Source organism: Citrobacter sp. Cpo142, assembly GCF_030332425.1.
GTDB classification, from domain to species: domain Bacteria; phylum Pseudomonadota; class Gammaproteobacteria; order Enterobacterales; family Enterobacteriaceae; genus Citrobacter; species Citrobacter portucalensis.
On sequence record NZ_JAOWHW010000109.1, the window covers coordinates 82,831 to 109,162 of the forward strand.

The 26,332-nt window shown below is 49.8% G+C and carries 23 protein-coding genes, 2 tRNA genes and 1 riboswitch; of the genes, 9 read left to right on the plus strand and 16 right to left on the minus strand.

The window, feature by feature from the left end; translation table 11 throughout:
• The first annotated feature begins 4 nt into the window (after positions 1–4).
• The 3 genes from OGY18_RS07095 to OGY18_RS07105 all read left to right on the plus strand — a co-directional run bounded on the left by OGY18_RS07095 (position 5) and on the right by OGY18_RS07105 (position 3,671).
• A complete protein-coding gene (locus tag OGY18_RS07095; protein ID WP_063941524.1) occupies positions 5–478 on the plus strand; it encodes an ester cyclase in 474 nt (157 codons plus the stop codon).
• Positions 479–566: 88 nt separating this feature from the next.
• Positions 567–2,459, plus strand: coding sequence for an NAD(P)-binding protein (locus OGY18_RS07100; protein ID WP_063941525.1), 1,893 nt, complete (start codon positions 567–569; stop codon positions 2,457–2,459).
• 3 nt (positions 2,460–2,462) lie between these two features.
• Positions 2,463–3,671 (plus strand): c-type cytochrome, encoded by a 1,209-nt coding sequence (locus OGY18_RS07105; RefSeq protein WP_198579146.1) that lies wholly within the window; start codon positions 2,463–2,465, stop codon positions 3,669–3,671.
• A 43-nt stretch (positions 3,672–3,714) separates the two neighbouring features.
• On the opposite strand, the gene pdxR is transcribed toward OGY18_RS07105, so the two are convergent.
• Entirely contained in the window at positions 3,715–5,190 is a 1,476-nt protein-coding gene (gene pdxR / locus OGY18_RS07110; protein WP_198579147.1) for a MocR-like pyridoxine biosynthesis transcription factor PdxR, read from the minus strand.
• 106 nt (positions 5,191–5,296) lie between these two features.
• Between pdxR and puuE the strand changes: the two genes are divergently transcribed.
• The 6 genes from puuE (at position 5,297) to OGY18_RS07140 (ending at position 12,878) form a co-directional block, all read left to right on the plus strand.
• Complete coding sequence (puuE, locus tag OGY18_RS07115; protein WP_191233121.1) at positions 5,297–6,559, plus strand: 4-aminobutyrate transaminase; 1,263 nt, start codon at positions 5,297–5,299, stop codon at positions 6,557–6,559.
• Positions 6,560–6,772: 213 nt separating this feature from the next.
• Positions 6,773–8,905 carry a TonB-dependent receptor gene (locus tag OGY18_RS07120; RefSeq protein WP_286552388.1) on the plus strand — a complete coding sequence of 711 codons (2,133 nt, stop codon included), beginning with the start codon at positions 6,773–6,775 and terminating at the stop codon, positions 8,903–8,905.
• Between the two features lie 9 nt (positions 8,906–8,914).
• Complete coding sequence (locus tag OGY18_RS07125) at positions 8,915–9,925, plus strand: ABC transporter substrate-binding protein (protein WP_003832713.1); 1,011 nt, start codon at positions 8,915–8,917, stop codon at positions 9,923–9,925.
• A gap of 157 nt (positions 9,926–10,082) precedes the next feature.
• Entirely contained in the window at positions 10,083–11,138 is a 1,056-nt protein-coding gene (locus OGY18_RS07130; RefSeq protein WP_148362033.1) for an ABC transporter substrate-binding protein, read from the plus strand.
• Positions 11,125–12,129: a FecCD family ABC transporter permease gene (locus OGY18_RS07135; RefSeq protein ID WP_003832715.1), complete on the plus strand. Its 1,005-nt coding sequence runs from the start codon at positions 11,125–11,127 to the stop codon at positions 12,127–12,129. The genes OGY18_RS07130 and OGY18_RS07135 overlap by 14 nt, the downstream gene beginning before the upstream one ends.
• Positions 12,126–12,878 (plus strand): ABC transporter ATP-binding protein, encoded by a 753-nt coding sequence (locus OGY18_RS07140; protein WP_286552389.1) that lies wholly within the window; start codon positions 12,126–12,128, stop codon positions 12,876–12,878. The genes OGY18_RS07135 and OGY18_RS07140 overlap by 4 nt, the downstream gene beginning before the upstream one ends.
• On the opposite strand, the gene OGY18_RS07145 is transcribed toward OGY18_RS07140, so the two are convergent.
• From OGY18_RS07145 to trpS, 15 genes are all read right to left on the minus strand, one after another.
• A complete protein-coding gene (locus OGY18_RS07145; protein WP_286552391.1) occupies positions 12,865–13,587 on the minus strand; it encodes a substrate-binding domain-containing protein in 723 nt (240 codons plus the stop codon). The genes OGY18_RS07140 and OGY18_RS07145 overlap by 14 nt on opposite strands.
• A 186-nt stretch (positions 13,588–13,773) precedes the next feature.
• Positions 13,774–13,850: transfer RNA gene (locus OGY18_RS07150), tRNA-Val, on the minus strand.
• A gap of 4 nt (positions 13,851–13,854) precedes the next feature.
• Positions 13,855–13,931, minus strand: a tRNA-Val gene (locus tag OGY18_RS07155).
• Between the two features lie 199 nt (positions 13,932–14,130).
• On the minus strand, positions 14,131–14,613 hold the full coding sequence (locus OGY18_RS07160) for a glutathione peroxidase (protein WP_286552393.1): 483 nt from the start codon (positions 14,611–14,613) through the stop codon (positions 14,131–14,133).
• Between the two features lie 273 nt (positions 14,614–14,886).
• Positions 14,887–15,435 carry a GNAT family N-acetyltransferase gene (locus OGY18_RS07170; RefSeq protein ID WP_149280889.1) on the minus strand — a complete coding sequence of 183 codons (549 nt, stop codon included), beginning with the start codon at positions 15,433–15,435 and terminating at the stop codon, positions 14,887–14,889.
• Between the two features lie 33 nt (positions 15,436–15,468).
• A complete protein-coding gene (locus OGY18_RS07175; RefSeq protein ID WP_126318254.1) occupies positions 15,469–15,801 on the minus strand; it encodes an EmrE family multidrug efflux SMR transporter in 333 nt (110 codons plus the stop codon).
• 268 nt (positions 15,802–16,069) lie between these two features.
• Positions 16,070–16,438, minus strand: a complete 369-nt coding sequence (locus OGY18_RS07180; protein WP_198579149.1) for a hypothetical protein — start codon at positions 16,436–16,438, stop codon at positions 16,070–16,072.
• Positions 16,435–17,766, minus strand: coding sequence for a voltage-gated chloride channel family protein (locus OGY18_RS07185; RefSeq protein ID WP_198579150.1), 1,332 nt, complete (start codon positions 17,764–17,766; stop codon positions 16,435–16,437). The genes OGY18_RS07180 and OGY18_RS07185 overlap by 4 nt, the downstream gene beginning before the upstream one ends.
• Positions 17,767–17,853: 87 nt before the next feature.
• A riboswitch (Fluoride riboswitch) is annotated at positions 17,854–17,915 on the minus strand.
• 106 nt (positions 17,916–18,021) lie between these two features.
• Positions 18,022–18,624 (minus strand): tyrosine-type recombinase/integrase, encoded by a 603-nt coding sequence (locus OGY18_RS07190; protein WP_198579151.1) that lies wholly within the window; start codon positions 18,622–18,624, stop codon positions 18,022–18,024.
• A 193-nt stretch (positions 18,625–18,817) separates the two neighbouring features.
• Positions 18,818–19,855, minus strand: a complete 1,038-nt coding sequence (locus OGY18_RS07195; RefSeq protein ID WP_198579152.1) for a hypothetical protein — start codon at positions 19,853–19,855, stop codon at positions 18,818–18,820.
• 615 nt (positions 19,856–20,470) lie between these two features.
• The gene (locus OGY18_RS07200) at positions 20,471–21,418 is read right to left on the minus strand and encodes a Csu type fimbrial protein (protein WP_286552398.1); all 948 of its coding nucleotides are present in this window, start codon (positions 21,416–21,418) and stop codon (positions 20,471–20,473) included.
• Positions 21,409–23,562, minus strand: a complete 2,154-nt coding sequence (locus tag OGY18_RS07205) for a fimbria/pilus outer membrane usher protein (RefSeq protein ID WP_232794648.1) — start codon at positions 23,560–23,562, stop codon at positions 21,409–21,411. The genes OGY18_RS07200 and OGY18_RS07205 overlap by 10 nt, the downstream gene beginning before the upstream one ends.
• 151 nt (positions 23,563–23,713) lie before the next feature.
• On the minus strand, positions 23,714–24,430 hold the full coding sequence (locus OGY18_RS07210) for a fimbrial biogenesis chaperone (RefSeq protein ID WP_126318238.1): 717 nt from the start codon (positions 24,428–24,430) through the stop codon (positions 23,714–23,716).
• Between the two features lie 22 nt (positions 24,431–24,452).
• A complete protein-coding gene (locus OGY18_RS07215; protein ID WP_003832728.1) occupies positions 24,453–24,938 on the minus strand; it encodes a Csu type fimbrial protein in 486 nt (161 codons plus the stop codon).
• 255 nt (positions 24,939–25,193) lie between these two features.
• A complete protein-coding gene (gene trpS, locus OGY18_RS07220; protein WP_286552400.1) occupies positions 25,194–26,198 on the minus strand; it encodes a tryptophan--tRNA ligase in 1,005 nt (334 codons plus the stop codon).
• Between the last annotated feature and the right edge of the window lie 134 nt (positions 26,199–26,332).

Below are 26,332 nucleotides of genomic sequence, written 5' to 3' on the forward strand. Positions count from 1 at the left end.
TACGATGAAAACATTAAAACTCGCGGTGCTTTCATTAGTGATGTTCTCGGGCTATAGCCTGGCAGAAAGTACATCGCTGAATACCGTAAAAGAGTATATGGCGGCATGGAATGCGCATGATGCTTCGCGAGCCGCTCAATTTCTTGCTGATGATGCGGTCTATTATGATGCCGCCGCGGGAGAACCGGTAAACGGCAGGGAAAAAGCAGAAAAAGAGGTTATCGGAGCTTTTATTAAGGCGGTTCCAGATCTTAGCTGGAAAATGGTCGGCAAGCCCGTCTACGACGAAGACACCGTGGCCTTTCGTTGGGAATTTTCAGGCAAAAATAGTGGTGAATGGGCAGGGAGTCCGCCGACAAATAATCCGATCAAATTTGAAGGCGTCAGCTATATTCATGTTAAAGCAGGAAAAATCACCTGGCAGGGTGATTATTATGATTCTAAAAAACTGGATGAAGAGTTAAAGCCAGTGAAGTAGTCGGTTGTACCCCTTTATAAATAAGAAGGGGTATCTCTCTTATTTGTGTCGTATTAAAGGCAGTGTGTAGCAATAAGGAAAAAAGTTAATGGCAATTACCAGACGTGATTTTCTCAACGGCGTCGCGGTGACTATTGCGGCGGGACTTACCCCGCTGGAGTGGGTCAGGGCGGCAGGAAAGGGAAACGCATTTATAGATGGAAATTATTATCCTCCTGCGCTGACGGGGCTGCGGGGCAATCATCCTGGATCGTTTGAAATGGCGCATGCGCTAGGTCGCGAGCATAAACATTTTGATTTAAACGCTCTGCCCGTTGAGGAAGAGTACGATCTGGTGATTGTGGGTGGCGGTATTAGCGGGTTAGCTGCCGGTTGTTTTTGGCGTCAAGTTGCCGGGCAAAATAGCCGGATCCTGATCCTCGATAACCATGACGACTTTGGTGGACACGCCAAACGCAATGAATTTACCAGCTCGGGTAAGAAATTACTCGGTTATGGTGGCAGCGAAGCATTCCAGTCCCCTGCGCATAATTTCAGCCCTGAAGTACAAAAGTTGATGGAAACCGTGGGCGTCAGCGTCACGCGGTTGAAAGAGAGTTTTGACGTAAACTTCTACCCCGACTGGCAGCTCAGTCGCGGCGTTTTCTTCGATAAGAAGAATTTTGGCGAAACAAAAATCGTCAGCGGCGATCCGGGCCGCGCGGTATCTGATGATATTCCGCCGGACAGGCTCAATGGGCGTAAAATTGAAGACTTTATCAATGATTTTCCGCTAAGTGAGAATGACAGAAAAGCGCTGATCGACCTGCACGTCCGGCCCGGTGATTACCTGCCGGGAATGACGGTCGATGAGAAAATGGAATGGCTGGATACCCACAGCTACAGTGAATTTTTGGCAACAAAAGTCGGTTTGAGCAAAATGGCGCTGCTCTATTTCCAGCAGCGTTCCAACGACTTCTTTGCTATTGGTATTGAAGGTATTTCTTGTAGTGATGCCAGGGCGTGCGCCTTACCCGGTATGGAAGGGATGGGGTTACCGCCGCTGGACGGAGAGTCGCTGGCCGACCTCGAAGAGCCGTATGTTTACCACTTCCCGGACGGTAACGCCGGGTTAGCCCGCCTGTTAGTCAGATATATGCTGCCGGATGCGCTACCGGGCAACACGATGGAAGACTCTGTCCTCGCCAGACTACATTACGAAAAGCTGGATCTGCCGGAAAACACTACGCGCCTGCGCCTGAACAGCACGGTGATTAATGCGGCCAACGTGCAGGATGGCGTGGCGGTGACCTATCTGCGTGACGGTAAAATGCACCGTGTGCGCGGTAAGAACACCATCATGGCAGGCTATAACATGATGATCCCGTATCTGGTGCCTGAGATGCCGGAACAGCAGCAGGCGGATCTTAAACTGAACGTGAAGGCACCGCTGGTGTACACCAACGTGGTGGTCAAAAACTGGCAGGCGTTCAAACAGCTTGGCGTGCATGAGTTTTATTCTCCGGCGGCACCTTATAGCAGGGTCAAGCTCGACTATCCGGTCAGTATTGGTGGGTATCAACATCCGGCCTCCCCGGACGACCCGATGGTCATTCATATGGTCTATGTGCCGACCTATCCGGGCAGTAACCTGTCGGCCAGAGAGCAGTTCCGTCTGGGACGAGCCTATTTGCTGGGGACCACCTTTGCGGCGCATGAGGAGATGATTCGCTCCCAGTTGCAGGAGATGTTTGGCTCAACAGGCTTTGATAATCAACGCGATATTTCCGCCATTACGGTTAACCGCTGGGCGCATGGTTATGCGTACTACGCCAACTCGCTGTTCGATGATATGGATAAAATGCCAGAAATTATCGAGCGAGCGCGTCAGCCAGTCGGTCGCATTGCCATCGCTAACTCCGATTCTGACTGGAGTGCTTATGCACACACGGCAATCGATCAGGCATGGCGTGCGGTTAATGAACTCAAGGATATGGGGTGATCTATGCGTAACGTAACCATTCTCGCCGCCTGTTTATTTACCGCTTCGGTAAGCGCTGCTGAATCTAACGGTGAATACATCGCGCGAATTTCAGACTGCGTCGCCTGTCATACCGCTGAAGGTGGTGCGGCGATGGCGGGGGGCAAAAAGTTTCCTACTCCGGTGGGGGATATTTATTCGACCAACATTACCCCAGACAAGACGCAGGGTATTGGTAACTATTCTTACGAGGATTTTGACAAGGCCGTGCGGCAGGGGATTGCCAAAGATGGTCATCCGCTCTATCCGGCGATGCCTTATCCCTCGTATGCAAAACTTTCTGATGAGGATGTTCAGGCGCTGTATCGCTATTTTATGCATGATGTTAAGCCGTCTGCGCAACCCAATAAAGAGAATGCCATTCCGTGGCTACTCTCCGCCCGCTGGCCGCTGCATATCTGGAACTGGCTGTTTACCGATGCGCCAGCGGCGACAGCAGAGAGCGCGAAAACGGATGATAATGCAGCCCTGGTAAAACGGGGCGCTTATCTGGTGGAAGGCCCCGGACACTGCGGTTCATGCCATACCCCGAGAGGCATGGCGATGAACGAAAAAGCGTATACTAATGCTGATGCCGAATACCTGAGCGGCGCGATGATTGACGGCTGGTATGCACCGTCGCTGCGCGGCACCGGTATGTCTGAGCAGGAGTTAAAATCGCTGTTGCTGACCGGTAAAAGCAAGCATGCCGCGGTTTCAGGTTCGATGGCTGAAGTCGTCACGCAGAGTACACAGTATCTGACCGACGAAGATGCCACGGCGATCGCCCAATATCTGTTGAGCCTGAAAAGTGGGAAGCCTGAAACGGTACGTGCTGCGGCGACTACAGCATCCTGGTCGAATTCACCTGAGGCGGGCAAAGTGACCTATAACCGCTACTGTTCAACTTGTCACGGTCTGGAAGGGAAAGGTACGGATGATAACGCGCCTTCTTTAGTGAACAATCCACTGGTGATGGTTGATGACCCGACACCGCTGTTCAGAGTGATTGCCCACGGCGCAGAAACACCGACAACGCGTGGCAGCGTCTCCTTTAAGATGCCTGCCTACGGTGGCTTGTTAAGCGACAACGAAATGCGCGACGTGATCAACTACGTGCGTAAGAGCTGGGGTGAAGGGAATAGCGAAGTAAGCCAGGAAGACCTGGCTGGCGTTAAAAAAGCGTCACATTAAATCGTATGCCGGGTAAGGTGCTTGCACCGCCATCCGGCAGTGCTTACACGGTGTTTACTCTGATAATATCCGCGAGTCGGGTAAACGCCGCCGTCATTTCATGCTCTTCAATGCTGGCAAACCCCAGCAACAGGCCGCTGCGTTTCTCTTCATTCACGTAGTAGCGTGACAGTGGGCGCACCAGCAACCCTTGCGCATTCGCCTGTTGGGCAATGACCGCATCATCACTCCCGGCGGGTAACTGTAAGATCATATGCAGCCCGGCGTTGCTGCTGAAAGAACCAAGAAAATGTTCACCAAGTTGGCGGCTGATAAGCTCTACCAGCATCTGGCGACGACGACTGTATAGCTGACGCATTTTCCGAATGTGTGCCGCGTAATAACCCTCGCGAATAAACTCCGCCAGTGCGGCCTGAATCAACAGATGTCCACCACGATAAAGGTCGTTATGAACCTTTTTCAGCGGAGCGGCTAGCGATTTAGGTAGCACGACATACCCGAGTCGCAGTGCGGGATAGAGGGTCTTACTGAATGTCCCGATGTAAATGACCGGTGTCTCTTCTTCCAGCCCCTGCAAAGAGGGAATCGGCTGGCCGGAAAAGCGGAACTCACTGTCGTAATCATCTTCCACTATCCAACTTCTCGTTTCACGTGCGCGAAAGAGAAGTTGCCGGCGGCGACTCAGACTCATTACCGAACCGAGTGGGTATTGATGTGACGGTGTCACAAAAATAAGTTTTGGCGGTGTTTCACCTGCATCCGGCGGGACCATGCCTTGTTCATCAACCGGAATAGCAGAAAAATTTACCGCATTGATGCGAAGAATATTTTTGATTCCCCAGTAACCCGGCTCCTCAATCCAGGTGTGATCGCCGGGGTTGCATAAAGTCCGGGTCACCAGATCCAAGGCCTGGTGAATACCTTCAGTAATCAGAATTTGCTCCGGTGAGCACCGTACGCCGCGAGCGGTGCGCAGATAGTCTGCCAGAGCTTCTTTCAACTCATTCATGCCGCCTGCTGCATCGTAAGTGAGAAACTCCGGGCGCAGTCGTCTTGCCAGCCTGTCCTGAATTTTCTTGAGCACCCGGTGCGGGAAATGCTCTACATCAGGTACGCCTGGAATAAATGCCCCCCACTGACGGGGACTGGCGCTGGCATTACCTAACAGCTCAAGGCAGCGGGAGGATAAACGGGTGTGATCTTCCTGAGCGGCAGTAACAGGCTCTTTGTCAGGACGCAGGTCGAGATTGTCCAGCACGCTGTCGGTCACAAATGTGCCGCTGCTGGTGCGCGCGGAAATATACCCTTCAGCTTGCAACTGTTCGTACACCCGCAGGACGGTATTGCGCGATAGCGTCAGCTCTCCTGCCAGGTCACGCGACGGAGGCATTCGGGTAGCCGGTTTCAGGCTACCTTCGAGGATGCAACTACAAATGGCGGCATACAGGCGGCGATGTAGTTTTTCGTCAGTCTGCTGATTAAATGCATGCTTGATCACATCTCCGGCAAGTGAACGCATTTGGATCCTTAAAATAAAACGATTTGGCTCTCGATTAAAGTACCAGACGGCGTCTAAATTTAAAGGGTAATTCAACCGAAATGTATTAATGGACAAGGTGTAGAGAATGAACAATAAAAACCTGCAACAACGTCGTCTGGATGCCACCCCGCGTGGCGTGGGTGTGATGTGTGATTTTTATGCCCAGTCGGCAGAAAACAGTACGATTACCGACATCGAAGGCAATCAGTACATCGATTTTGCCGCCGGGATCGCCGTGCTGAACACCGGACACCGCCATCCTCGCCTGGTGCAGGCAGTCGAAGCGCAACTTCAGGCTTTTACCCATACGGCTTATCAGATTGTCCCGTACGAAAGCTATGTGTCTTTGGCTGAGAAAATCAACGCCGTTGCGCCAATCGACGGCAAGCGTAAAACCACATTCTTCACTACCGGGGCTGAAGCGGTAGAAAACGCGGTGAAAATTGCGCGCGCGCATACCGGCCGTCCTGGCGTTATCGCATTTGGCGGTGGTTTTCATGGGCGAACTTACATGACGATGGCGTTAACCGGCAAGGTGGCACCCTATAAAAAAGGGTTCGGCCCGTTCCCAGGCTCTGTTTACCATGCGCCGTATCCTTCTGAATTGCAGGGCATTTCCACGGCGGATTCCCTAAAAGCGATTGAGCGCCTGTTTAAAGCCGATATCGATCCAACCCAGGTTGCGGCGATTATCTTCGAACCCGTCCAGGGCGAAGGGGGCTTCGTGGTGGCACCGCCAGAGTTTGTGGCTGCCATCCGCCGTATTTGCGACGAGCATGGCATCGTGATGATTGCTGATGAAGTACAAAGCGGGTTTGCCCGTACGGGTCAGCTGTTTGCGATGGATCATTACGCCGATAAAGCGGACCTGATGACCATGGCGAAAAGCCTTGCGGGCGGCATGCCGCTGTCAGGCGTCGTGGGCAAAGCCGAAATTATGGATGCGCCTGCGCCAGGTGGTCTGGGGGGAACCTACGCTGGAAACCCGCTGTCGATCGCGGCGGCCCATGCGGTGCTGGATATCATTCGTGATGAGCAGCTATGCCAGCGTGCGGCTGCTCTCGGCGAACAGCTGCGCACCGCTCTGACAGATGCACAAGCAGGGTGTCCTGAACTGGCCGAAGTGCGAGGTTTAGGCTCTATGATTGCCGCTGAATTCTGTGATGCAGCGACAGGAGAACCCAACGCCGCAGCCGCGCAACGCGTGCAGAAGAAAGCCCTTGAGCAAGGATTGCTGCTGCTGACCTGCGGTCAGTATGGCAACGTTATTCGTTTCCTTTACCCGCTGACAATTCCGCAGGATCAGTTCGCCAAAGCGCTCGATATTATCAAAGCAGCAACCAAGTAATTCGTTAATTGTCATTTACCCAAAGCCGACGGTCGTCATCACCGTCGGCTTTTTTGTTGTCGTGAATTTATCAACAATACGTCGTTATATATTTACATATATATCGATTGGGTCTATCCTATTCATCATACAAATATAATAACTGTACTCTTCAAGAGAAGGCGCTTGCGTTAGCGGCCTCCAGTCTTTCTATCTAACGAATTGAATTAACGAATGTTAAATAACAAATTTACCCCAGTGGCCTCTGGGTTGTTAACCTTTGCCTGTTTTTCCACCGCCGTCACGGCTCATGCTGAAGATACCGTCATCGTTTCGGCGCCAGCCACGTCACAATCCTCGTTATCGGAACATGAACCTCCGGCGAGCGAAAAAAAAGCAACGTTAGGTAGCCTCGGCGAGCGAGAGTTGATAGACGTTCCCTGGTCGGTGCAGACGTTGTCGAAAAAAGTGCTGGATCAGCAACAAATCAAAGATGTGAAAGACGCCTATCGCTACCTACCGTCCGTTCAGGGTGACGGCGTCCGCCCACAAACACGCGGCATGCAGGGGAGCGTGGTACAAAACCATATGATTGATGGCCTGAACGCCGTCTCCACGACGGAATATTCGACCGAACAGTTCCAGAACATTGAGGTGTTGAGCGGCATCGCTGGATCGCTGTATGGCCCTGCTAATCCAGCAGGGATGTTTAATTTGGTGTCTAAACGACCTGTCGATACACAGTTGCATCGCGTCACAGTAGGGCAAGGTACAGGGTCGGGAACGTTGGCATCGATGGATTTCAGCGGCCCAATCGATGCGGGAGACCGGGTGAAATATCGCCTCAACTTGCTGAACGATGAGGGCCATAGCTACACCACCGATAGCCATGTCCGTCGACAGTACGCTGGCTTGGGGCTGGACTTTCAACTGACAGATCAAACGGTGCTGGAGAGTAATTTCAGCTATTACCATTATTACGAAAAAGGCATGCCGGGTAGCTTTGCCCTGGCGAAAGGCGTTCACTTTCCCGCGGCATTTGATCCTTCGGACAGTAAATATGGTCAATCTTATGCGGGTCATGATGACGAAACGACTACCGTCGATATGCATATTAAGCATGATTTTGACGGCAACTGGATGCTGGACCTGGGGGCGTTGCACCAGGTTGCAGACCGCGAGTCGACGGCCGTGACCAACACCCTGACGGATAACCGGGGCGATTACACCACTACAACCTCTAATTCGGCGGCCAGTCGCTTTACCATCAACAGTTATTTAGCGAACCTGACCGGTAGCGTTGATACCGGCTGGCTGACGCAGGATATTGCTACCGGAATGCGTGGATTTGTATGGAAAAACTATAATCCCAGAAACGGAGGCACTTTCACCCTCGGGCATTCTTCTCTCGATCAACATCCCGACTATCCGCGACCACCGTATCCAGACTTTAACGATCGCTATCATTCGGCGACTACCACTCAGCATGCATTTTTGCTAAGCGATACGCTGCATTTTTCCCCGCAGTGGAGCTTGCTGCTTTCCGGCAGCGAGAACCTGTTTACCGTCAGTAACTACAACAAAGCTGGGCATGAAAGCAGCCGTCAGAAAGACAATGGCATGAGCGGTTCCACCAGCCTGATGTATAAACCGGTGGAGAACGTCACGGTGTATACCACCTGGGCGGACAGTTTGCAGCAGGGCGATACCGCACCCGCCGGGGCGCGAAATGCCGGGCAGGTGTTAGATCCCTACCGCAGTCGTCAGATCGAAGTGGGCGCAAAATATGCGCCAGTAAAAGACCTGTTGCTTACCGCTGCGCTGTTTGAAGCCAAACGCCCCTTTGCCTATACCAACGACAACGGCGATTTTGCTCAGGATGGAACTCAGAAAAACCGTGGGCTGGAGCTGATGGCTGATGGGCATATTACTCAAAACTTACGCGTGTTAGGCGGCGGAGCCTGGCTTGATCCAACACTTCATAATACCGCGGCCAGCAATGCGGATGGTAAGCAAGTAGTTGGTTTGCCGCGCTTCGCCTCGAATATCCTCGCAATCTACACCATCGAACGGGTTCCGGGACTGGATGTCGACACGAACGTGCATTACGTCGGACGTCGGGCTACCGATAATGCCAACGACAGCTGGGTCGGGAGTTACACCACGGTGGACATCGGTACGCGTTATGCCACCAGACTGTGGAACACGCCAACCACTTTCCGGTTTGATATCACCAATCTCACCGACCGTCACTATTGGACCAATATTGTTCCGGGCGCATTGACTGGTTACACGGGTGCAGGGGCTGCCAGCGCTCAACTTGGCGCACCGCGCCAGGCTCAGTTTTCTGTTCAGGTTGATTTTTAGAGGTTGCTTATGAAAACGTGCCACACATGGCTGCTTTGTGTGTGGCTGGCGTTTCCTGCCCTGGCAACACGCCAGGTTGTGGATGATGCTGGTCACACAGTTACCGTTCCCACGCATGTTGAACGTATTGCGGATGGCTGGTTTGCACATCATTCGGTGCTGATGACGCTGGGCGCAGGTCGTAACATTGTTGCGACGGTCAACCATGAGGAAAACCAGCCATGGATGTTTAAAATCAATCCTTCTCTGAGGCAAGCCTTACAGATACGGGGAACATCATTTAATAGTGAGGATTTGCTGGCCCGGCACGTCGACGTGGTGTTTGTGGCAAAAGGAAAAGGGGATGCTCAAAGCTACAGTCAGGCGGGTATTCCGGTCCTTGAAATGGCATTTACTGACTATGCTTCGATGGAAAAATCGGTCACTACGACCGCAGAGGTTCTGGGTACCGAGCAGGCTCGCGTCCGGGCAACGGCTTACAATCAGTATCTCAACCGTGTGCTCGCGGATGTGCAGGCTAAAACTGCGGAGCTGACGGAAAATCAGCGCCCTCGGGTACTTCATATTCAATCGCTAAATCCGCTTAAAGTCGACGGCAGGAACACGTTGATCGATACCTGGATTACGTTGGCGGGTGGACGGAATGCGGCAGGTGAAGTTGACGGCAACATGAAAGAGGTGTCGCCCGAGAGGGTGCTTTACTGGCAACCGCAGGTCATTATTCTCGGTGCGGGGTGCGGTGATATCGCCAGTTCGCCATATGCGGCATTGTTCAAAGAACTTAACGCAGTGAAACAGGGTAACGTCTGGCGCAATCCGGCGGGCGTGTTCCCCTGGGACCGTTACGGCACTGAAAGCGCGTTGCAGCTGCAGTGGGCCGCATCAAAACTGCATCCTGCGCTGTTTAGCGGCCTGGATATGGTCAGCGTAACGCGAGATTTTTATCGCCAGTTCTTCGATTATTCGCTCACTCAGGAGCAGGCGATGCGAGTTTTAAACGCGTTACCCCCACAGGAGTAGCGCTCACGTATAAAGACAGGCGTGATAAGGATTGCACGCCATTTTTTCCCCTCTGAAATGTGGGGTTTGGTGCGCTCATGATGAAAATGGTTTGCCAGGCTTCTCGTTATATAATTTAATGCATATCGTTTTTACTCCTCTATTCAGATGGTATCCCATGTTAACTTTCCGCTCTTTTGTGCTGGTTTGCGCCAGCATGTTGTTTGCGTTTTCTGCTCAGGCCGACCGAACGATCACCGATCAGCTTGGTCGACAGGTCACGATTCCTGACCACGTGGACAAAGTGGTCGTGCTGCAACACCAGACGTTGAATATTCTGGTTCAGCTCAATGCCCAGCAGGACATTGTTGGTGTGATGTCGAGCTGGAAAAAGCAGCTCGGGCCTGAATTTGCGCGCTTTATGCCGACGATTACTACATTGCCGACGCCAGGCGATCTCACCAGCGTGAACATCGAAAGCCTGTTGGCGATTCATCCGCAGGTGGTTTTTGTCGCCAACTATGCGCCCGCGGAGATGATCCAGCAGATTCAGAACGCCGGTATTCCGGTCGTGGCTATCTCGTTACGTAAGGATGCCACCGGGCAACAGAATAAAATGAACCCGACCATGGCCGATGAAGAGCAGGTCTACAACGAAGGGTTGAAGCAGGGTATTCGCCTGATCGCTGACGTGGTTGGACGCAAACCGCAGGCCGAAACGTTAATCGACTACGTTTTTGCCGCGCGGGCAAAATTCAATGCGCCGGTTGCAACAATCCCAGATGCGCAAAAAGTCCGTATTTATATGGCTAACCCCGACCTGATGACCTACGGCTCCGGGAAGTACACGGGACTGATGATGCAGCACGCGGGGGGATTAAACGTGGCGGCTGCCAGTGTGAAAGGTGCCCATCAGGTTGCGCTGGAGCAGGTATTAGCGTGGAACCCGCAGGTGATTTTTGTCCAGGATCGCTATCCGCAGGTGGTAACTCAGATCCAAAACGATCCAAACTGGCAGGGGATTGATGCGGTGAAAAATCATCGCGTCTGGTTGATGCCTGAATATGCCAAAGCCTGGGGCTATCCGATGCCGGAAGCGTTGGCGATCGGTGAACTTTGGATGGCCAAAAAACTGTATCCGGATGCCTATAAAAACGTGGACGTTGATGCGCAGGCCCAGGACTACTATCAACGTTTTTATCGTGTGAACTGGCAGCCTGATGCAGCTAAGTAACCGTATTTTGCCCCAGCAACCGCTCTTAATCGTTGTGGTCCTGTTGCTGGGCGTCAGTTCGCTATGCCTCGGACAGTATCCGCTGTCGTTAAGCGAAGTGTTTTATCACCTGACGCACTATAGCGACGCTGAGGGAATAGGCAGCCAGGTTATCTGGACAGTCAGGCTACCGCGTATTCTGATGGCACTGCTGGCGGGGGGCGCGCTTGGGTTATGCGGCGCGACGCTGCAAGGGGTATTTCATAACCCTCTGGTCGACCCGCATATTATCGGCGTGACGTCGGGGGCGGCCTTTGGTGGAACACTGGCCATCCTGCTCGGTCTTTCGCCCTGGCTGATGATGGGATCAACGTTTTTCTTTGGTCTGACAGCGTTGATCCTGGTGTATGCCATTGCTGCGTTACAGGGGCTGGAGAATACGCTGGTATTGATCCTGTCGGGTATCATTTTGAGCGGATTTTTTGCCGCGCTGGTGAGCCTGATCCAGTATCAGGCTGATACCGAAGAGACGTTACCTAATATTGTGTTCTGGTTGCTTGGCAGCTTTGCGACGGCCAACTGGCATAAAGTGCTGCTGTTGGCGGTTCCGGTCGGTATCGCCGCGACGGTTTTGTACCAGCTACGCTGGCGGATAAACCTGTTGTCGCTTAATGACAAAGATGCCAGAGCACTGGGTGTGGCGGTGGTTCCTCTGCGACGCAGCGTTTTGGTATGTTGCGCATTTTTGGTCGCTGCTCAGGTGGCGGTCAGCGGCAGTATTGCCTGGGTTGGATTAGTGATTCCTCATCTGGCGCGTTTGCTGGTGGGGGTTGATCATCGTCGTTTACTACCGTGCGCCTTCTGGTTGGGGGGCGGTTTTATGATTGTAGTGGATGACATTGCCCGCACCCTGATGCATGCGGAGATACCGCTGGGCATCATTACCGCATTATTCGGCGCGCCGCTGTTTGCTTTCTTGCTCATTCGTACCAGCCGCCGGGAGAAATCATGATACCTGCCGCACTGCGCGTAAATCAGCTTATTTATGGGCATCGCGCGCCGCTATTTGAGCCGCTAACATTCTGCTGCCAGAAAGGCGAGATCTGGGCCGTGCTGGGGCGCAACGGCCTGGGTAAAAGTACGTTGCTCGATACGTTAACCGGCACGCTGCCTGCTATAGGCGGGAGTATTGAAAATAACGGTGGGATAGGGATTGTGGCACAGCATAGCCATCTGCCGTTTCCGTACACGGTCAGCGACGTGGTGTTGATGGGGCGAGCACAGCACGTGAAGCTGTTTGCGCAACCCAGTCCGCAGGATCAAAAAAGAGCAATGCAGGCGTTAGAGCAGTTGAATATCGCGCATCTCGCCTCCAGCTCATTTGGCTCACTTTCTGGCGGGCAGCAACAGTTGGTGATGATTGCCCGGGCTCTGGTGACGGAGTGTCAAACGCTGTTACTGGATGAACCGTGTTCCGCGCTGGATCTCGCCAATCAGCAGGTGGTGCTGCAGCTAATCAGCGATCTGGCCCATCAACAGGGATGCAGCATTGTCTTTTCGACCCACGATCCGCTGCATGCGTTACAGGTTGCTTCCCATACTTTGCTGCTACTCCCTGAAGGAAAATGGCGGGCTGGGCCCACGAACAGCATTGTGACGGAGGAGAATTTATTTCTGGCTTATGGCTTAACGCTGCGAAAACTCAGCGTGGAGAACTATCAGACGCCGTTTATCGCACCGTTGTTTTCTATTCGTCGTTAAGCGGTAAGAATCCTGCGGCGCTAAGAAATTCCTGTCCGCCGCGGGAGAGTATGAATTCAACCAGCGCCATGACTTCATTGGATGCATCAAGCACCGCCAGTTGGTATTCGCAGCGAATATTGTGCTCATCGGGAATAGCCACGTAATGTACGTCGGGCATCGCGCGCAGCGCGTGTGCGTAATGCGCGTAACCGATAAACAGATCGGCCAGTCCCTGGCGCAGGATCCAGGTACTCGCCAGTTCTCCTTGCGGGATTTTTACCGTATCACGACCACCCACCAGTGGGATTGCGCGCGTCCGAAGCTGTTGCCCGAGTCCTGGTTCCAGTACATCCATATTGTCGAAAAATGCCCAGGTATAGTCTCCGGAAGGGTCGCAGCCGGGCGTTGATGTACCTGGTCGCAGCGTTGGGTCGCGGAGTAAATCCAGCCAGACACCGGTTCGGTTGCTGACAAGGCTCAGTTTGTTCCAGCAAAAAGTGTGCGTAGAGACGGCTTTATTACGTGCTAACAGGTTTTGCGGATGGTCCCTGTTGGCCGAGGCAAAGAGCGCACACGGTTCTCCCGCTTCAATACGCTCACGCAATAAACCGGCCGGACCATATTCAACCTTGACGTCTATTCCACTCATGCGCGTGAACTGGCTTATCAGTGGCGTAAATGCAGGGCGCAAACTGCCTGCGGCTAACAGGAAGATGGAAGAGGGCATAGTATCCTGGCTCTGACGAAAGACATTATACGAAGAAGATGAATGATACGCGTTGAGCATGGAACTTAGAATGATTTAGCGCAGTGCTATTGAATCATCAAGGGAAATGATAAAACTGACGGATACAAACTGAAGATAAAAAGATAGTTTTGAAGCGAAATAGCACCAAATCAAAGGGATATGATTTGGTGCGTCCGAGTGGACTCGAACCACCGACCCCCACCATGTCAAGGTGGTGCTCTAACCAACTGAGCTACGGACGCAAGATGGTGCGTTCAATTGGACTCGAACCAACGACCCCCACCATGTCAAGGTGGTGCTCTAACCAACTGAGCTATGAACGCAACGTTGTAGGTGACAACGGGGACGAATATTAGCGGCACAGACCGAATGAGGCAAGAGGGAAATAGCATTTTTCTTCCCGATCTCACGCGATTGCAGAGTAATTAAGCAAGTTGATTATATTTTGTTGATTTTGCAGCGTGTTTTTTATTCAGACAGCGAACTGGGGCATACCAGGGTCGGTTTGAATTACAGAGGCGCTCAGACTTTAAGCACTGTAAGGATGGTGGTTTCTATTTTCTCTGGGGTAGTGAAGGGTGCAAATCGCTTAAGCGGCTTGCCGTCACGCCCGATCAGGAACTTAGTAAAATTCCACTTGATCCGCCCGCCCAGCACGCCGGGTAATTCGTCTTTCAGGTAACGAAACACCGGGTGCGTAGCGGCACCGTTGACTTCCACTTTCTCAAACATCGGGAAGCTCACACCGTAGTTGATGTGACAGGTTTGCGCGATTTCGTCGGCTCCACCGGGCTCCTGGTTACCGAACTGGTTGCAGGGAAAACCAAGCACCACCAGACCCTGCGCGGCGTACTTCTTGTAGAGCGCTTCGAGGCCTGCATATTGTGGAGTGAAACCACAATGGCTGGCGGTATTAACCACCAGAACCAGTTTGCCTGCGTAGTCGGCCATACAGATGGGCTGGCCATGCAAACTGATGGCAGTCAGTTGATGAAAGGGGGCCATGCCAGAATCCTCAAATAAGATAGCATTACTCATGTTGCCCGCGAGTGACAGGCTTCGCTGCGTATCTATTTATTATGATCGCAACTTCAGGATTAATAAACTTGCCATTGGTGCAGGGCAAAATGAATGAAGCACATTTGCGCTGGTGTATTCTCGATGATGGCTGTCGCGGCAGTGGATTGGATTGGGCAGAAAACTGATTCAAGAGGTGATGAACTTTCGCGAAGAACAGAAATTCTCTGCGGTTCGGTTATGGACATTCCATAATTTATTTTAACCAACCTGACGAGCGTTCCATTCGTCGCGCGTGATTTCCCAAAGTTCAGAATCCAGCAAACCGCTGACATACTCTTTCTTTTCCGTTTTGATAAGCCGCATTCCGCTACTGTCTGAAATACGTCTGGAACGGATATTGAGAGAGGCTTTCGGCGCACGCAATACTGTCTTATTTAACGTATTAAACCAGTAATCCGTAGCGACATTACTGGCTTCACGCATAAAACCCTGCCCCTGATATTCCGGAGCTAACCAAAATCCACGGTTATTATCCTCAACGTCATAAAGGCAAATTAAACCTATGAGAGCGTCAGGGGCCTCACGGAGTCTGATAGTCCAGATCCACGCAATCCCTTTTTCCATATCAGGCAGGGCAACGTTGTTGACGTAATTCTCCGCACCGTTATCAGGATAGGGCCAGGGTACTGAGGAGACCATATAGCGAACTATCTCCCAGCGGGGATAAAGCACCTGAATCTGCGAGGCATCTTCGGCTTCTAATGGTTTTAACAGCAAGCGTTCTGTATGGAGTATTGGTATTTTCATATGCACTTTTCCTGCTCGAACAAGATAAGAGGATCAATGTGGGGAGGATTTTGAAAAAATATTAATAACCAGAACCCCAGCACAAATAAGAAGCATACCTGCGATCGCCGGAAAATCTAGCTTTTGCCCGCTTATTAACCAGCCCAAAAGGCTGATTAATACGATTCCAGCACCTGACCAAATTGCGTATGCGATACCCGTTGGAATGGTCGACAGAGTTTGGGAGAGAAGATAAAAGGCTGCACAGTAGCACACAATAGTTGCTACAGATGGCCATAGGCGTGTGAATCCGTCAGAGAACTTCATCAGGGTTGTACCTACGACTTCAGCTACGATGGCCCCAGCAAGGAAAATGTATGAATTCAAAATCTGACCCCATGTGACAATTTAAAGCGAATATCGTATCACAAAGGGTTGGGTGAGTTTGAACACAGCCCAAACTACTGCTGAAATGCCCGTTTCATGGCATCTAGTGAAGCGTCGCAAGGTCCGCTTTGAGCGAATAACGGACATTCATGATATTTGTCCGTGTCTGCAAGTCATGGGCTAATCCCAGCCCATGACTTGCACGCAGTTGCCTTTGAACCCATGGTGATTCAGAGCTATCCGTGCTATTACAACGGATGTATTTCATTCATGGTAATACTTCTTCAGAAATGATGGTGTGTTCCTCAGACATTGAGATGATGCAGCGCAATCCTTCGAGATGCTCTTCATAATCAGCGATGAATTTTTTTAATTCAGCTACATGCCCAATCAGTTCAAGGCATTCCGGGTGAGTACCTGCTTTAATTTCATGGTGGGAATAGCTTATTTTCATCCCGACAAGATACCCTGCACTTACGTTGTGGATGATAGCCTGAGGTACTCCCTCTGCCCTAGCCTGACGCAGCAGATAATGGCTCAATGGAGGAGCGGTAAGTTTTTTCATAAATCCCGATGCTTTTACCCTGGTGCCTGACGGGATATAGATTCGTAGCGTCGATAGCGTTTCCATCTTCACTTATTCACCTCTGCCGAACAGGTTTCGCTGCTTTTCGGTTTCCGGGACTTTACATTGTCTGCTAACCAGTCAGGGACATCAGCAAGTTTAATATTCTTCGGCACGAAGCCATGTTTCAGGCAGGCTACGCGCTGGGAACGATAAATGCCGGTATAACCCGATATCAGCCAGGCAACAGCACAGGCCAGTGCAGCATAAACGCCCATCTCAGAGCCAAATAACTCAATAGCCATCAGTGTTGAAGCCACAGGGGTATTCGCAGCTCCGGCAAAGACGGCCACAAAGCCAATCCCGGCCAGAAAACTGACCGGTAAATGCAGCACTGGAGCCAGCGCGTTACCCAGTGTGGCCCCAATATAAAAGAGCGGTGTGACCTCCCCACCTTTAAAACCTGCGCCCAGAGAAGTGACCGTAAATACCAGTTTTCCCAGGAAATCCCATGGAGCCAGATACTGATGAAAGGCGTCAACGATAACGGGAATACCCAGACCGATATAGCGATCAGCACCCAGGCAAAAGACCGACACAGCCACTACCAGTCCGCCAATGAACGGTCTCAGTGGCGCATAATGGATAGCCTTCTTCATGAAACTGCCGATGGCATGTGTTGCGCTGGCAAAAGCCCTGGCAGTCAGACCAAAGAGCCCACCGGCGATTATGACAGCAATCAGTGCCCAGGCAGACATATGAGGAATAAACGAGACGGAGTAATGAGTATGATGTACTCCCCATAATAACCCAGTTTGATCGGCCACAATGGCAGCGAAAATACACGGTATTAATGCGTTGTAATTCATCCGCCCTACGGCCAGAACCTCAAGCCCAAAAATGGCGCCCGCGAGAGGGGTGCCGAATACTGATGAGAAACCGGCACTGATACCGGCCATCAGGACAATGCGTCGGGTATCCGGCGTCAGGCCAAACATGCGAGTAAACTGATCGGCTATGGAGGCACCCATCTGTACTGCTGTCCCTTCGCGCCCAACAGAAGCACCAAAGAGATGCGAAACAACAGTGCCGATAAATACCAGCGGGGCCATGCGCAGACGGATAATTTTTTGGGGATTATGAATTTCATCGAGCACCAGGTTATTCCCGCCTTCTACTGAACTTCCGTAGCGCAGATAAACCCATCCCACGGCAAATCCTGCAACGGGAAGCAACCAGATAAGCCAATGATGTCTGAGCCGGGTCGCCGTAGCCCAGTCAAGGGAAAACAGAAAGAACGCAGAAGCTGTGCCGGTCAGCACGGCGATCAGGAAAGCAAGGCCAAGCCATTGCGCAAGAGAACTGATTGAATTATTGAGCAGGAAGTGATTTGAGCGCATTGAAGCATCCTCAGATGGTTAATCATCCCGGACACACAACGCTGCATGGCTGATAAAACGATAAGCCTGCATCTTCCCGGTCCGGGAATAAATGCAGGCATCATTAGCCACATGGCGGTTCAAGGGGGAATGCCATCCCCTATGGGTTTATGTTAGCACAGGAATCGATTCAGCAGAAGAGTTCACACCCATTATCGCCCCCCATGTATTAATGTCCGTTTTTGGCACAGGACTGCTGTTGCAGCCCTGGCAACCTTAGACTTCAATCGATTCAGAGATCTCTAACGCATCATCGACTTCAATGCCCAGATAACGGACTGTGCTTTCCAGTTTCTTATGACCCAACAGAAGTTGGATCACCCGGAGATTCTTGGTTTTCTTGTAGATCAGGTAAGGTTTTGTTCTTCTCATGGAATGTGTGCTGTAAAGCGAATCTTCGAGACCAAGCTTTTCTACCCACCTATGAAAGATTCGGTTGTATTGCCGAGTTGAAATGTGCCGGTTAGTTCCGACCCGAGACCAAAACAAGAAGTCTTTATTGTGCAAATTGCTAAGCTTTATCAATGCAGCAACAGCTTCTCTTGTCCCTTTAGTTATCTCAAATTGCACAGGGCTACCGGTTTTCTGTTGCAACACCATTGCTCTGCTTGAAACGGAGCTACCATATGCAACATCAGAAACTTTTAGCTTAACCAGATCACAACCTCGAAGTTTACTGTCTAGGGCCATATTGAACAGGGCTAAATCGCGCGTTTTACCTTCCAGTTCAAGTCGGATTCGGATACCCCAGATATGAGATATCTGAAGTGGTCTTTTTTGGCCAATGATACGGTCTTTGTTCCACGGTGACGTGTTCATACTTAAATCTCCTGCAATGTGGGAGATTTGAGTATGGTTGTCCCTCATGAGCGAGGAGCGGAAGTTCACTTTAAAGGTAACCTAATCCGCATGCAAAGACCCCTTAAGGAAATTGTGTGGATTTTAGGCACATCTATGATTCGAAATAAATGCCTGAAAAATTTTAATTTTGATTTAATTGTATATTAAAGATTCATAAATGTCGTATATATAGTGACGGAAATGGATGTAGATAATTTCTGCTCGCAGTAGTATTTAGCGCTTCAATCAATGCAACATATAGCTTAGTCGTTTTACCTAGTACAAAGCCATGAGAGTAAACTGGCCCATATCCAGGCGCTAAACTCATGGTTTTATGATGGCCACCTAATATCTGTATTTTTGTAAAAAAACAGTTTTTATCGCAAAATAAGCTTAACTCATCGTGACCGAAAGTGATCACTTTGAATTCAGCATCAAATGGATAGTGCTGTTCTTGAATCTCAAATAATGATTTTTTAAGCATAGAAATTGTACGGTATAGATGTATCATTTCTATGGAAACAGAAGCACTCATTTTATTTGCCATGTACCCTCCCCCGGGGGACATAATTGTAATGTCATCACTAAGGGCCGTAATCACATTGGCACCGTTACTTCGTAAGGCATTTCGTTCTTCTGGGGATAGTGTTTGCCCTGTCACACCTCTAACTCGACACTGTTCAAGGAGATGTGGCCACTCATCATATAAGGACTTGAGCAGTTGTTCATCAGAATAGATGAATTGTTTTTCTTCACTGTTATGACCGAATACTCCTAATAAATAAATGTCGTTCTGATCAACCTTTGCAAAAACAGTATTGCCAGTTCTTTCAATGTAGTGCTTATGCTTTCCAGTCTTTTGAGTTGTTTCACCAAGGTGGAAATGATGTAAGCCAAAATCATTCAAAAAATCATCATTGAAGTTAGCTCTTTCCAAATGATGACTTTGATAGCCGTTAATGTTGATCCCACATTGCATTTTATTAATGAGTAAAGCAAAACCATGTCTATTTTTTTCAGGAACAATCAAGGCGCTGTGAAAATGTACATTCCTTTTACGGGGTTCAATAAGCCTTTTATTCATGTTCAAAAGTAGAGGTAAGTAGCCGTTAGTAGTTTCCTTAGGAACTCTGAAACCTGCATTAGCAAGTTGCTGTTTGCAGATATCTTCTATTGAACCATACAGACTGATGCAAATATTATTGATCATTAAATGCCTCTTTCCACCTATAGACAACATGTACTGCCTTTACATTCTTAACTCAAAATTATCAGGAAATCTCTCGATAAAATTATTCATGGCTTTCACTCAGTGAGCCTAATTATTGTGCATGTTAATCTGGTCATTTCCAAGTCATAGATGTCTGCTCCTGGCACTAAGCTGTCGTAAGAGAGGGCACTGTTTATCACGTAAGATTTGATTAGTTGAAGGTCATAAGTACGGATGATCAAATCGGTGATGAGAATGAGATGTGCAAAAGGCAGGCATACAACAACTCAAAGACTGAACAATGTGCGATGGCTCGAAATGAGCTATGGAAATATGTTAATGAGAGGAATGAATGATCTGTGTGGTTATGGAGTAGTTTTACCATATTCGAAGGCGTGATTTTGGAGGTAGATTGGAGCATAAACAGGGACACATTAATAGCTGCTATACCCTGACCCTTAAGTTTATTATCTTACTGATCTATATGTATTTAACTTTGTGGCTGATTGATTTTTTCCTGTGTAATTGTAGCGTGTTTTTCGTGCAAATAGCGTAACAGTGCGTCATTGCAAAAAACACCCAGCGCATTGGCTCACTGACCGAAAAATCTGTGAGTTAAAAAGTTAACGTAATCACTACAGTGTCAGTATAACCCCCTGGTGATGGCCATTTCTGTGCTGGGACGGAACCGTAAACCACCAGACTCTGCGCTTGCCCATCAGCGGAATACTGTTTTTCCGGATTGCCCTGCGTCCATTCCATGGAGTGTGCTGCATCCTGATACAGCGCATAGTTTACGCACTCACCGTTATGACACATTGAACGCTGGTTCCCCTTGGGGTGCAGACCATGACCGATGCTGATGGAATAATCCGTCCCGGTTGGGCACTGGACAGTAATATTCGCCGTGGATGTCGCCTGTAGCAAATCGCTCTGAGCGGGGCTCTTGCTGCCGAATGCCATATCATCCACGTTGACAACTTCACAGCCGTTTTTCACCGTAGCAGAGGCGCTAATCTGGTCAGTAATTGTTGTACCATTCAGGGCGCCACAGGCCGGGAGCGCTTGTAATGAACTGGCTGAGGTGTATGCAATTTGGATTGCTGTGGCGTAATCATAGTATATCCCGGCGCTGACATTAGTCTGACCAGGGTTTATCTTGCCGATAAGCGGTATGTCATGTTCAGCGGTTCCGCCTGTAGACAAAGCAAAATCGATTTGAGCATACACGTTGTTGTTTTGACTCAGCGGTGAATGTTGATTGTAAATCGAGTAGACCGAAAAATAGAGCGGGGTACTTGAAGGTTCGTTCTGGCTCATCGCCAGCGGATTGTTCGCCATAACCTTTAGACAGGCGCGGACATACTCGACCTGACCGTCGTAATTATTACAGGTAAACGAAAGTCGGGTTGCGGTTGTCTCAGTTTGTCCGGGGGTGACGGTACCAAAATCCAGTCCAGAAGGGCTACCATTCCAGCAGTTAGCGGCCTCGGCTACTGGGCTGAATTTAAACATCATCACCACAAAAAGGGCGATAAACCAAAGGGAACGAGTTACTGACATAGTGCGTTAATTTTCTCCACCGAATGAGAAGCGTAAAATTGTGATGGCAGTTTTAGCGAACAAGAGTTAGATGCCCACTGAACGTTCAGCGTTCCGCCTGTCGGGGGATCTTCCAGATAAATTTTACCTTCATAACCAACAATGGTTTGTGGGGTACCCTGACTGGGCGTCTGTCCATGAGTATCCTGCACGCTAACTTTTGCGGAGAAGGGCACATTTTTACCATCACGCGTAGTGACGGTTAGCAGAACGGCATGTGTGCGATAAATGTTAAAATTGGCGACGGCACCGCGCCCGGTTTGCGGGATCAGGATTTCATTAGTGTAGGGGGCGCGATAATCTTCATCGAGACTCAGAGGGTCGATGTCGATATGGTTTGCCTGGTACGGATTAAGGTTGTTCAGAAACAGCATGCCATTACTATCCGTATGGCCAACCGGGCGATGTTCGAGATAAACCGGCACATTCGGTACCTTAGCCGTATCTACGAGGGCGAAAGCGCTACCTAATTCGCGGGTGGCGTAAAAGTGCCCCATAAACAAACCTATGGCACCGGTCATTGAACCGTAGTAGTTATTTTGTTGTTCATCACGATTATAGCCTAACGCCAGATCGCTCCAGGTGTTGCGGCGCTGGAGGCTAGCATGGATGCTTCTATTTTTACCTTGTTGTGCAGAGAGATTCCAACCCCAGCCCGGTTTATTAGATTCCAGTGAGCGCGTTAGGTTAGCTTGTACGGAATTTCCGTCTTTATCATGGTTATCCTGGATTGAGAGGTAATCCTGATGACGGAACAGTGGAATACTGAACGTGACGTACACGGTAGTGTTGTGATCGTCGCCAAGTGCTTGTGTGACGCTGGATGAAATGTTGATCTGGTTATCAAAACTTTTTGACCAGGATAATCCCAGATAGCGTTCTGCATACTGAGGGAATGTCTGGCTGACCCAACTCGCACCGAAAGTGCCCGTCATATCAAACGACACGCTGGCAAATGCAGAATCTTCACGGGTGGCAATATCATTATCTGCTATAGATGAAATATCGCGAAACCCCCTGGTGGCCCGTGAGTGTGAGAGCGAGAAATTAAAAATCTGATTGTTCCACTGCCAGCCGGAACCCCATTGGTTGCCACTATTGGCCTGATAACGGCTGGTGGCTGCGTTGGCATGTAGCGTCCCCAGTGACGGAGAGAGCAAATAGTCCCAACCGATCCCCTGATTATGCAGACTGCCACTCTGTTCGGTATGCATGCCGATGGTGGTACTGTCGTTCAGTCCGTGACGCCAGTCGCCCACACCTATCAGTTGCGGATCATAGGCAAAAGAACGATAGGTATAGTCTTCACGCACCCAGCCCAGGCTCATACCCCAGGTTGTAAGACCATCAGAAAGGAGTTGGTTGGTGCCGTACAGATTCAAATCCACCACGCGTTGTTTACCATTCACATCGGTGATGACCACCTGCGCACCTTCGCTGCCGGTAAAAATCGGCGCTGTGTTAAGCGTAAATTGTCCGGGCTGAACTTTCTGCGAGGAGGTTCTGATTCCTCTGACGTACAGATCAACCGTGGATGGGAGCGTAACACTATCGGTCAGGATATCCTGCGATGACGTATTGAAGGTGGGTTGGGTACTGTAGTTATGCGCAAGGCTAACGCCGCCAAAACGAACGCTATTCGTCCATGATTGCGAGGATGTAAAACCATCGCCGATCCTGAGTGTGAGCAGTTTATCCACGTTTTCGTAGTTCCAACTGCTCATCAGGCGATGAGTACCAGTTTGTGCCTCGTTGCTGCTCGACTCCTGCGTGTTAAAAGAGGTCGAGAAAAAGCCTGGGCCAACGCCAAAGGTGCGAAATTCGCTATAGGCTGAAGTCTCTTGTATGCCGTCTTCATTGCTGGCAAATAAATCGTAGTTAAGTGCCAAACCCCGCACTTCAGGTGATAACTCGGACATACGGATAAGGCGCGAGCTATTGCTATTGGAAAGATGGCTTTCTCTGTCGAGCCAGTTTTTACTGGCAGTAATAATCAAGCTTTGATTCAGGTTGTCGAAGGTAACACTGAGGCCATCTTGTGAACTGATATCAAAATACCCCTTTTGTTTCGGCAGGGATGACACTTTCAGGTTAAGCTTATCCATATCTTGAGCAGCAATATAAATCTTATTGTTGCTATTTTTGGCTTTGATAAACCCCTTAACTGGTTGATCATTTATCGTTGCAGTCAGATACAGTGTCTCATTTTCTGCTGACTGGACAGAGGGACATACCAATAAAAAAACAACAATGGATTTAAGGTGTAATGTTAATGATCTGCGTTTTAGCATTGTCATTCAAATTAAGTGATAAAGATGACGCAGTAGTTATTCCATTCGGTAACGGCCATTCCTTTTCACTATGCGGTAATACATACCCGAGTAATCCTTTGCTCATGGCAACACTTCTCTTGCCAGAAAAAATAAAAACATCGCTTAATTTAACATGCTGTGTGCCATTGTTTTTTATTTTTAACATTAATGGATGAACTGAACGATCGATTGATACATCTAGTTGACTACTGATGGGTTGGGTATCTTTACAATTAACAAATACCGGGATGGAATAACGCAGCAAGAAACGAACCCCATCTTTATCAGCCATATTATTTTCACCAGGGAGTTCATCAACGATAATACGGTAGGCCTGCTCGTTATCACCACTACCTGGCGTTGTTAAGATAACCCGGATCAATTGCTGGCGGGAGACCGGGATTGTGGTCATAGGAGGGCTAACCATTACGTCCTGGGTCTCGGTCAAGTTGTCTTTATTATTTTGCTGTTTCCACGCATAGACACGGATCTGTGCCCCGATAGTGGCGCTACCTGTGTTACGTACATAGATAGCCTGGGCGGATTCTTTACCACAGAATCCCAGAGTGACCGGGTACACCTGCAAGGTGGCAGCGTATGAGTTTATTGTGCAGGCCAGGCTCAAGACGCTAACACCAACCCATAAAATAAATCGCTTCATATGCTGCACCTTTAATATTAAATCAATATGTAACTGTTAATGTAACGGTATCGGTATAGTCCCCAGCAGAGGCCTGTTTCAGGGCATTTGCCGTTACTTTCCCGAAGATGGGCAATGCTTGCTGTTCACCGGTACCGATAGCTGAAATACCATTATCAGCCAGAGAAGTGCCGCCAGGATGGTCGGTAGAAAGGGTATAGGCTACTTTTTTTGCATCGGCGGTGTCGTTAGAACTCATTTCGAAATCGTGAGTTTTATCCGTTCCGAGCATATACCCTGTGCCGTTTGTACAGGTTACATAAGCTTTGGCAGAGGCTGTAACAGCCCCATCATTACTACCGTGTGAGCCAAAATCCATATCATCAACGCTGACCTTGCATGATTTTTCGACGGTCAGTTTTACCGTCATTTGGTCGCTAACGCTGCCTGAATCATCTGCAAAGACAGCGGATGAAAATAAAATGCTAATCGCAGTCAGAGATAATGCAGTGGCTTTACGGTTAATCATTTTAAAACTCGCTAAGGTTATATAATCGATTTTATAAGGGTGGGGAAAGGCGAGGAAGGATAGAGATTACTGGTTAATTTTGATTATGTAATTGTGCTATGTGTAAATCATGTAAATGGCTGGAAAGGGTATTTACATTCAGTAGGGAATCGTTGAATCACAACCTCGGGTGTCACGTGATATGAGTTGAATTAGCGCCATAAAGAGTCACCCCTCCCGGTGGTTATTTCCCACCGGGAGAGACATCAATCCAGATTAGAACACCGGCAAACCCAGCCCTTGCTTCACTTCTCTTAATGTCTGCTGCGTAATCTCGTGCGCCTGCTCGCTTCCTTTTTTGAGCATCGCCATCAGCATGCCTTTATCCTGAATGTAGGTTGCACGCCGCTCGCGCATTGGCGCGATGAGTTCTTGCAAGCACACTTCCAGCTCGTTTTTGCATGTCCGGTCACCCAGTCCACCCCGTTGGTAATGCGCTTTCATTTCCGCCACTTTTGCTTTATCCGGATGAAAAGCATCGAGGTAAGTGAATACCATATTGCCGTCTATTTGCCCTGGGTCGGACACTTTCAGATGATTAGGGTCGGTGTACATTGCGCTGACCGCGCGGTGAATGGTTTCTTCGCTGGCTGACAGGAGCAATGTGTTACCAAGCGATTTTGACATTTTAGCGTTTCCGTCGATCCCTGGAAGGCGGCTGGTTTCACTCAGCAGCGCTTTGCAGTGCGATAGGACGGGGGCCGGTAACAGGCTATTCATCTTATGCACGATTTCGTTAGTCTGCTCAATCATTGGCAACTGATCGTCGCCGACGGGAACGACTTCGGCTTTGAAGGCCGTAATATCTGCCGCCTGACTGATGGGATAAACCAGAAAGCCAACCGGTAACGAACGGGCGAACCCTTTCTGCGCAATTTCGTTTTTAACAGTAGGATTACGCTCTACGCGAGCCACGGTGACGATGTTCATATAAAGTGCGGTTAACTCAGCGAGAGCAGGCAGTGCTGATTGCAGACAGATGGTGGTGAGTGACGGATCTATTCCTGCGGCAAGATAGTCGGCAAGTACCTCGGGAATATTGTCGCGGATCTTTTGCGGTGTGCTGCCGTTATCGGTCAGCCCTTGCAGGTCAGCCACCAATATAAACTGCTGATAATCGTGTTGCAGCGTGGCGCGCTGGCGCAATGAACCCACATAATGGCCAAGATGCAGCGGGCCGGTGGGACGATCGCCAGTGAGGATGATGGTTTTATTGTTCATGTCAGACTCCTTAGTCATAAAACCGAAAGGGGTCTCTAAATGCAAATAACCGCCTTTCGGCGGTTATCTAAAAATGGGAAAAACACATTCTGACCGCCTTTAAGAAGGCAGCCACCACAGGTTGTGATTAAAAC

Bases quoted from the DNA above. Each gene is read 5' to 3' on its own strand.
- OGY18_RS07095 (WP_063941524.1), top strand. From the start codon at position 5: ATGAAAACATTAAAACTCGCGGTGCTTTCATTAGTGATGTTCTCGGGC.
- OGY18_RS07100 (WP_063941525.1), top strand. From the start codon at position 567: ATGGCAATTACCAGACGTGATTTTCTCAACGGCGTCGCGGTGACTATT.
- OGY18_RS07105 (WP_198579146.1), top strand. From the start codon at position 2,463: ATGCGTAACGTAACCATTCTCGCCGCCTGTTTATTTACCGCTTCGGTA.
- pdxR (WP_198579147.1), bottom strand. From the start codon at position 5,190: ATGCGTTCACTTGCCGGAGATGTGATCAAGCATGCATTTAATCAGCAG.
- puuE (WP_191233121.1), top strand. From the start codon at position 5,297: ATGAACAATAAAAACCTGCAACAACGTCGTCTGGATGCCACCCCGCGT.
- OGY18_RS07120 (WP_286552388.1), top strand. From the start codon at position 6,773: ATGTTAAATAACAAATTTACCCCAGTGGCCTCTGGGTTGTTAACCTTT.
- OGY18_RS07125 (WP_003832713.1), top strand. From the start codon at position 8,915: ATGAAAACGTGCCACACATGGCTGCTTTGTGTGTGGCTGGCGTTTCCT.
- OGY18_RS07130 (WP_148362033.1), top strand. From the start codon at position 10,083: ATGTTAACTTTCCGCTCTTTTGTGCTGGTTTGCGCCAGCATGTTGTTT.
- OGY18_RS07135 (WP_003832715.1), top strand. From the start codon at position 11,125: ATGCAGCTAAGTAACCGTATTTTGCCCCAGCAACCGCTCTTAATCGTT.
- OGY18_RS07140 (WP_286552389.1), top strand. From the start codon at position 12,126: ATGATACCTGCCGCACTGCGCGTAAATCAGCTTATTTATGGGCATCGC.
- OGY18_RS07145 (WP_286552391.1), bottom strand. From the start codon at position 13,587: ATGCCCTCTTCCATCTTCCTGTTAGCCGCAGGCAGTTTGCGCCCTGCA.
- OGY18_RS07160 (WP_286552393.1), bottom strand. From the start codon at position 14,613: ATGGCCCCCTTTCATCAACTGACTGCCATCAGTTTGCATGGCCAGCCC.
- OGY18_RS07170 (WP_149280889.1), bottom strand. From the start codon at position 15,435: ATGAAAATACCAATACTCCATACAGAACGCTTGCTGTTAAAACCATTA.
- OGY18_RS07185 (WP_198579150.1), bottom strand. From the start codon at position 17,766: ATGCGCTCAAATCACTTCCTGCTCAATAATTCAATCAGTTCTCTTGCG.
- OGY18_RS07190 (WP_198579151.1), bottom strand. From the start codon at position 18,624: ATGAACACGTCACCGTGGAACAAAGACCGTATCATTGGCCAAAAAAGA.
- OGY18_RS07195 (WP_198579152.1), bottom strand. From the start codon at position 19,855: ATGATCAATAATATTTGCATCAGTCTGTATGGTTCAATAGAAGATATC.
- OGY18_RS07200 (WP_286552398.1), bottom strand. From the start codon at position 21,418: ATGTCAGTAACTCGTTCCCTTTGGTTTATCGCCCTTTTTGTGGTGATG.
- OGY18_RS07205 (WP_232794648.1), bottom strand. From the start codon at position 23,562: ATGGATAAGCTTAACCTGAAAGTGTCATCCCTGCCGAAACAAAAGGGG.
- OGY18_RS07210 (WP_126318238.1), bottom strand. From the start codon at position 24,430: ATGAAGCGATTTATTTTATGGGTTGGTGTTAGCGTCTTGAGCCTGGCC.
- OGY18_RS07215 (WP_003832728.1), bottom strand. From the start codon at position 24,938: ATGATTAACCGTAAAGCCACTGCATTATCTCTGACTGCGATTAGCATT.
- trpS (WP_286552400.1), bottom strand. From the start codon at position 26,198: ATGAACAATAAAACCATCATCCTCACTGGCGATCGTCCCACCGGCCCG.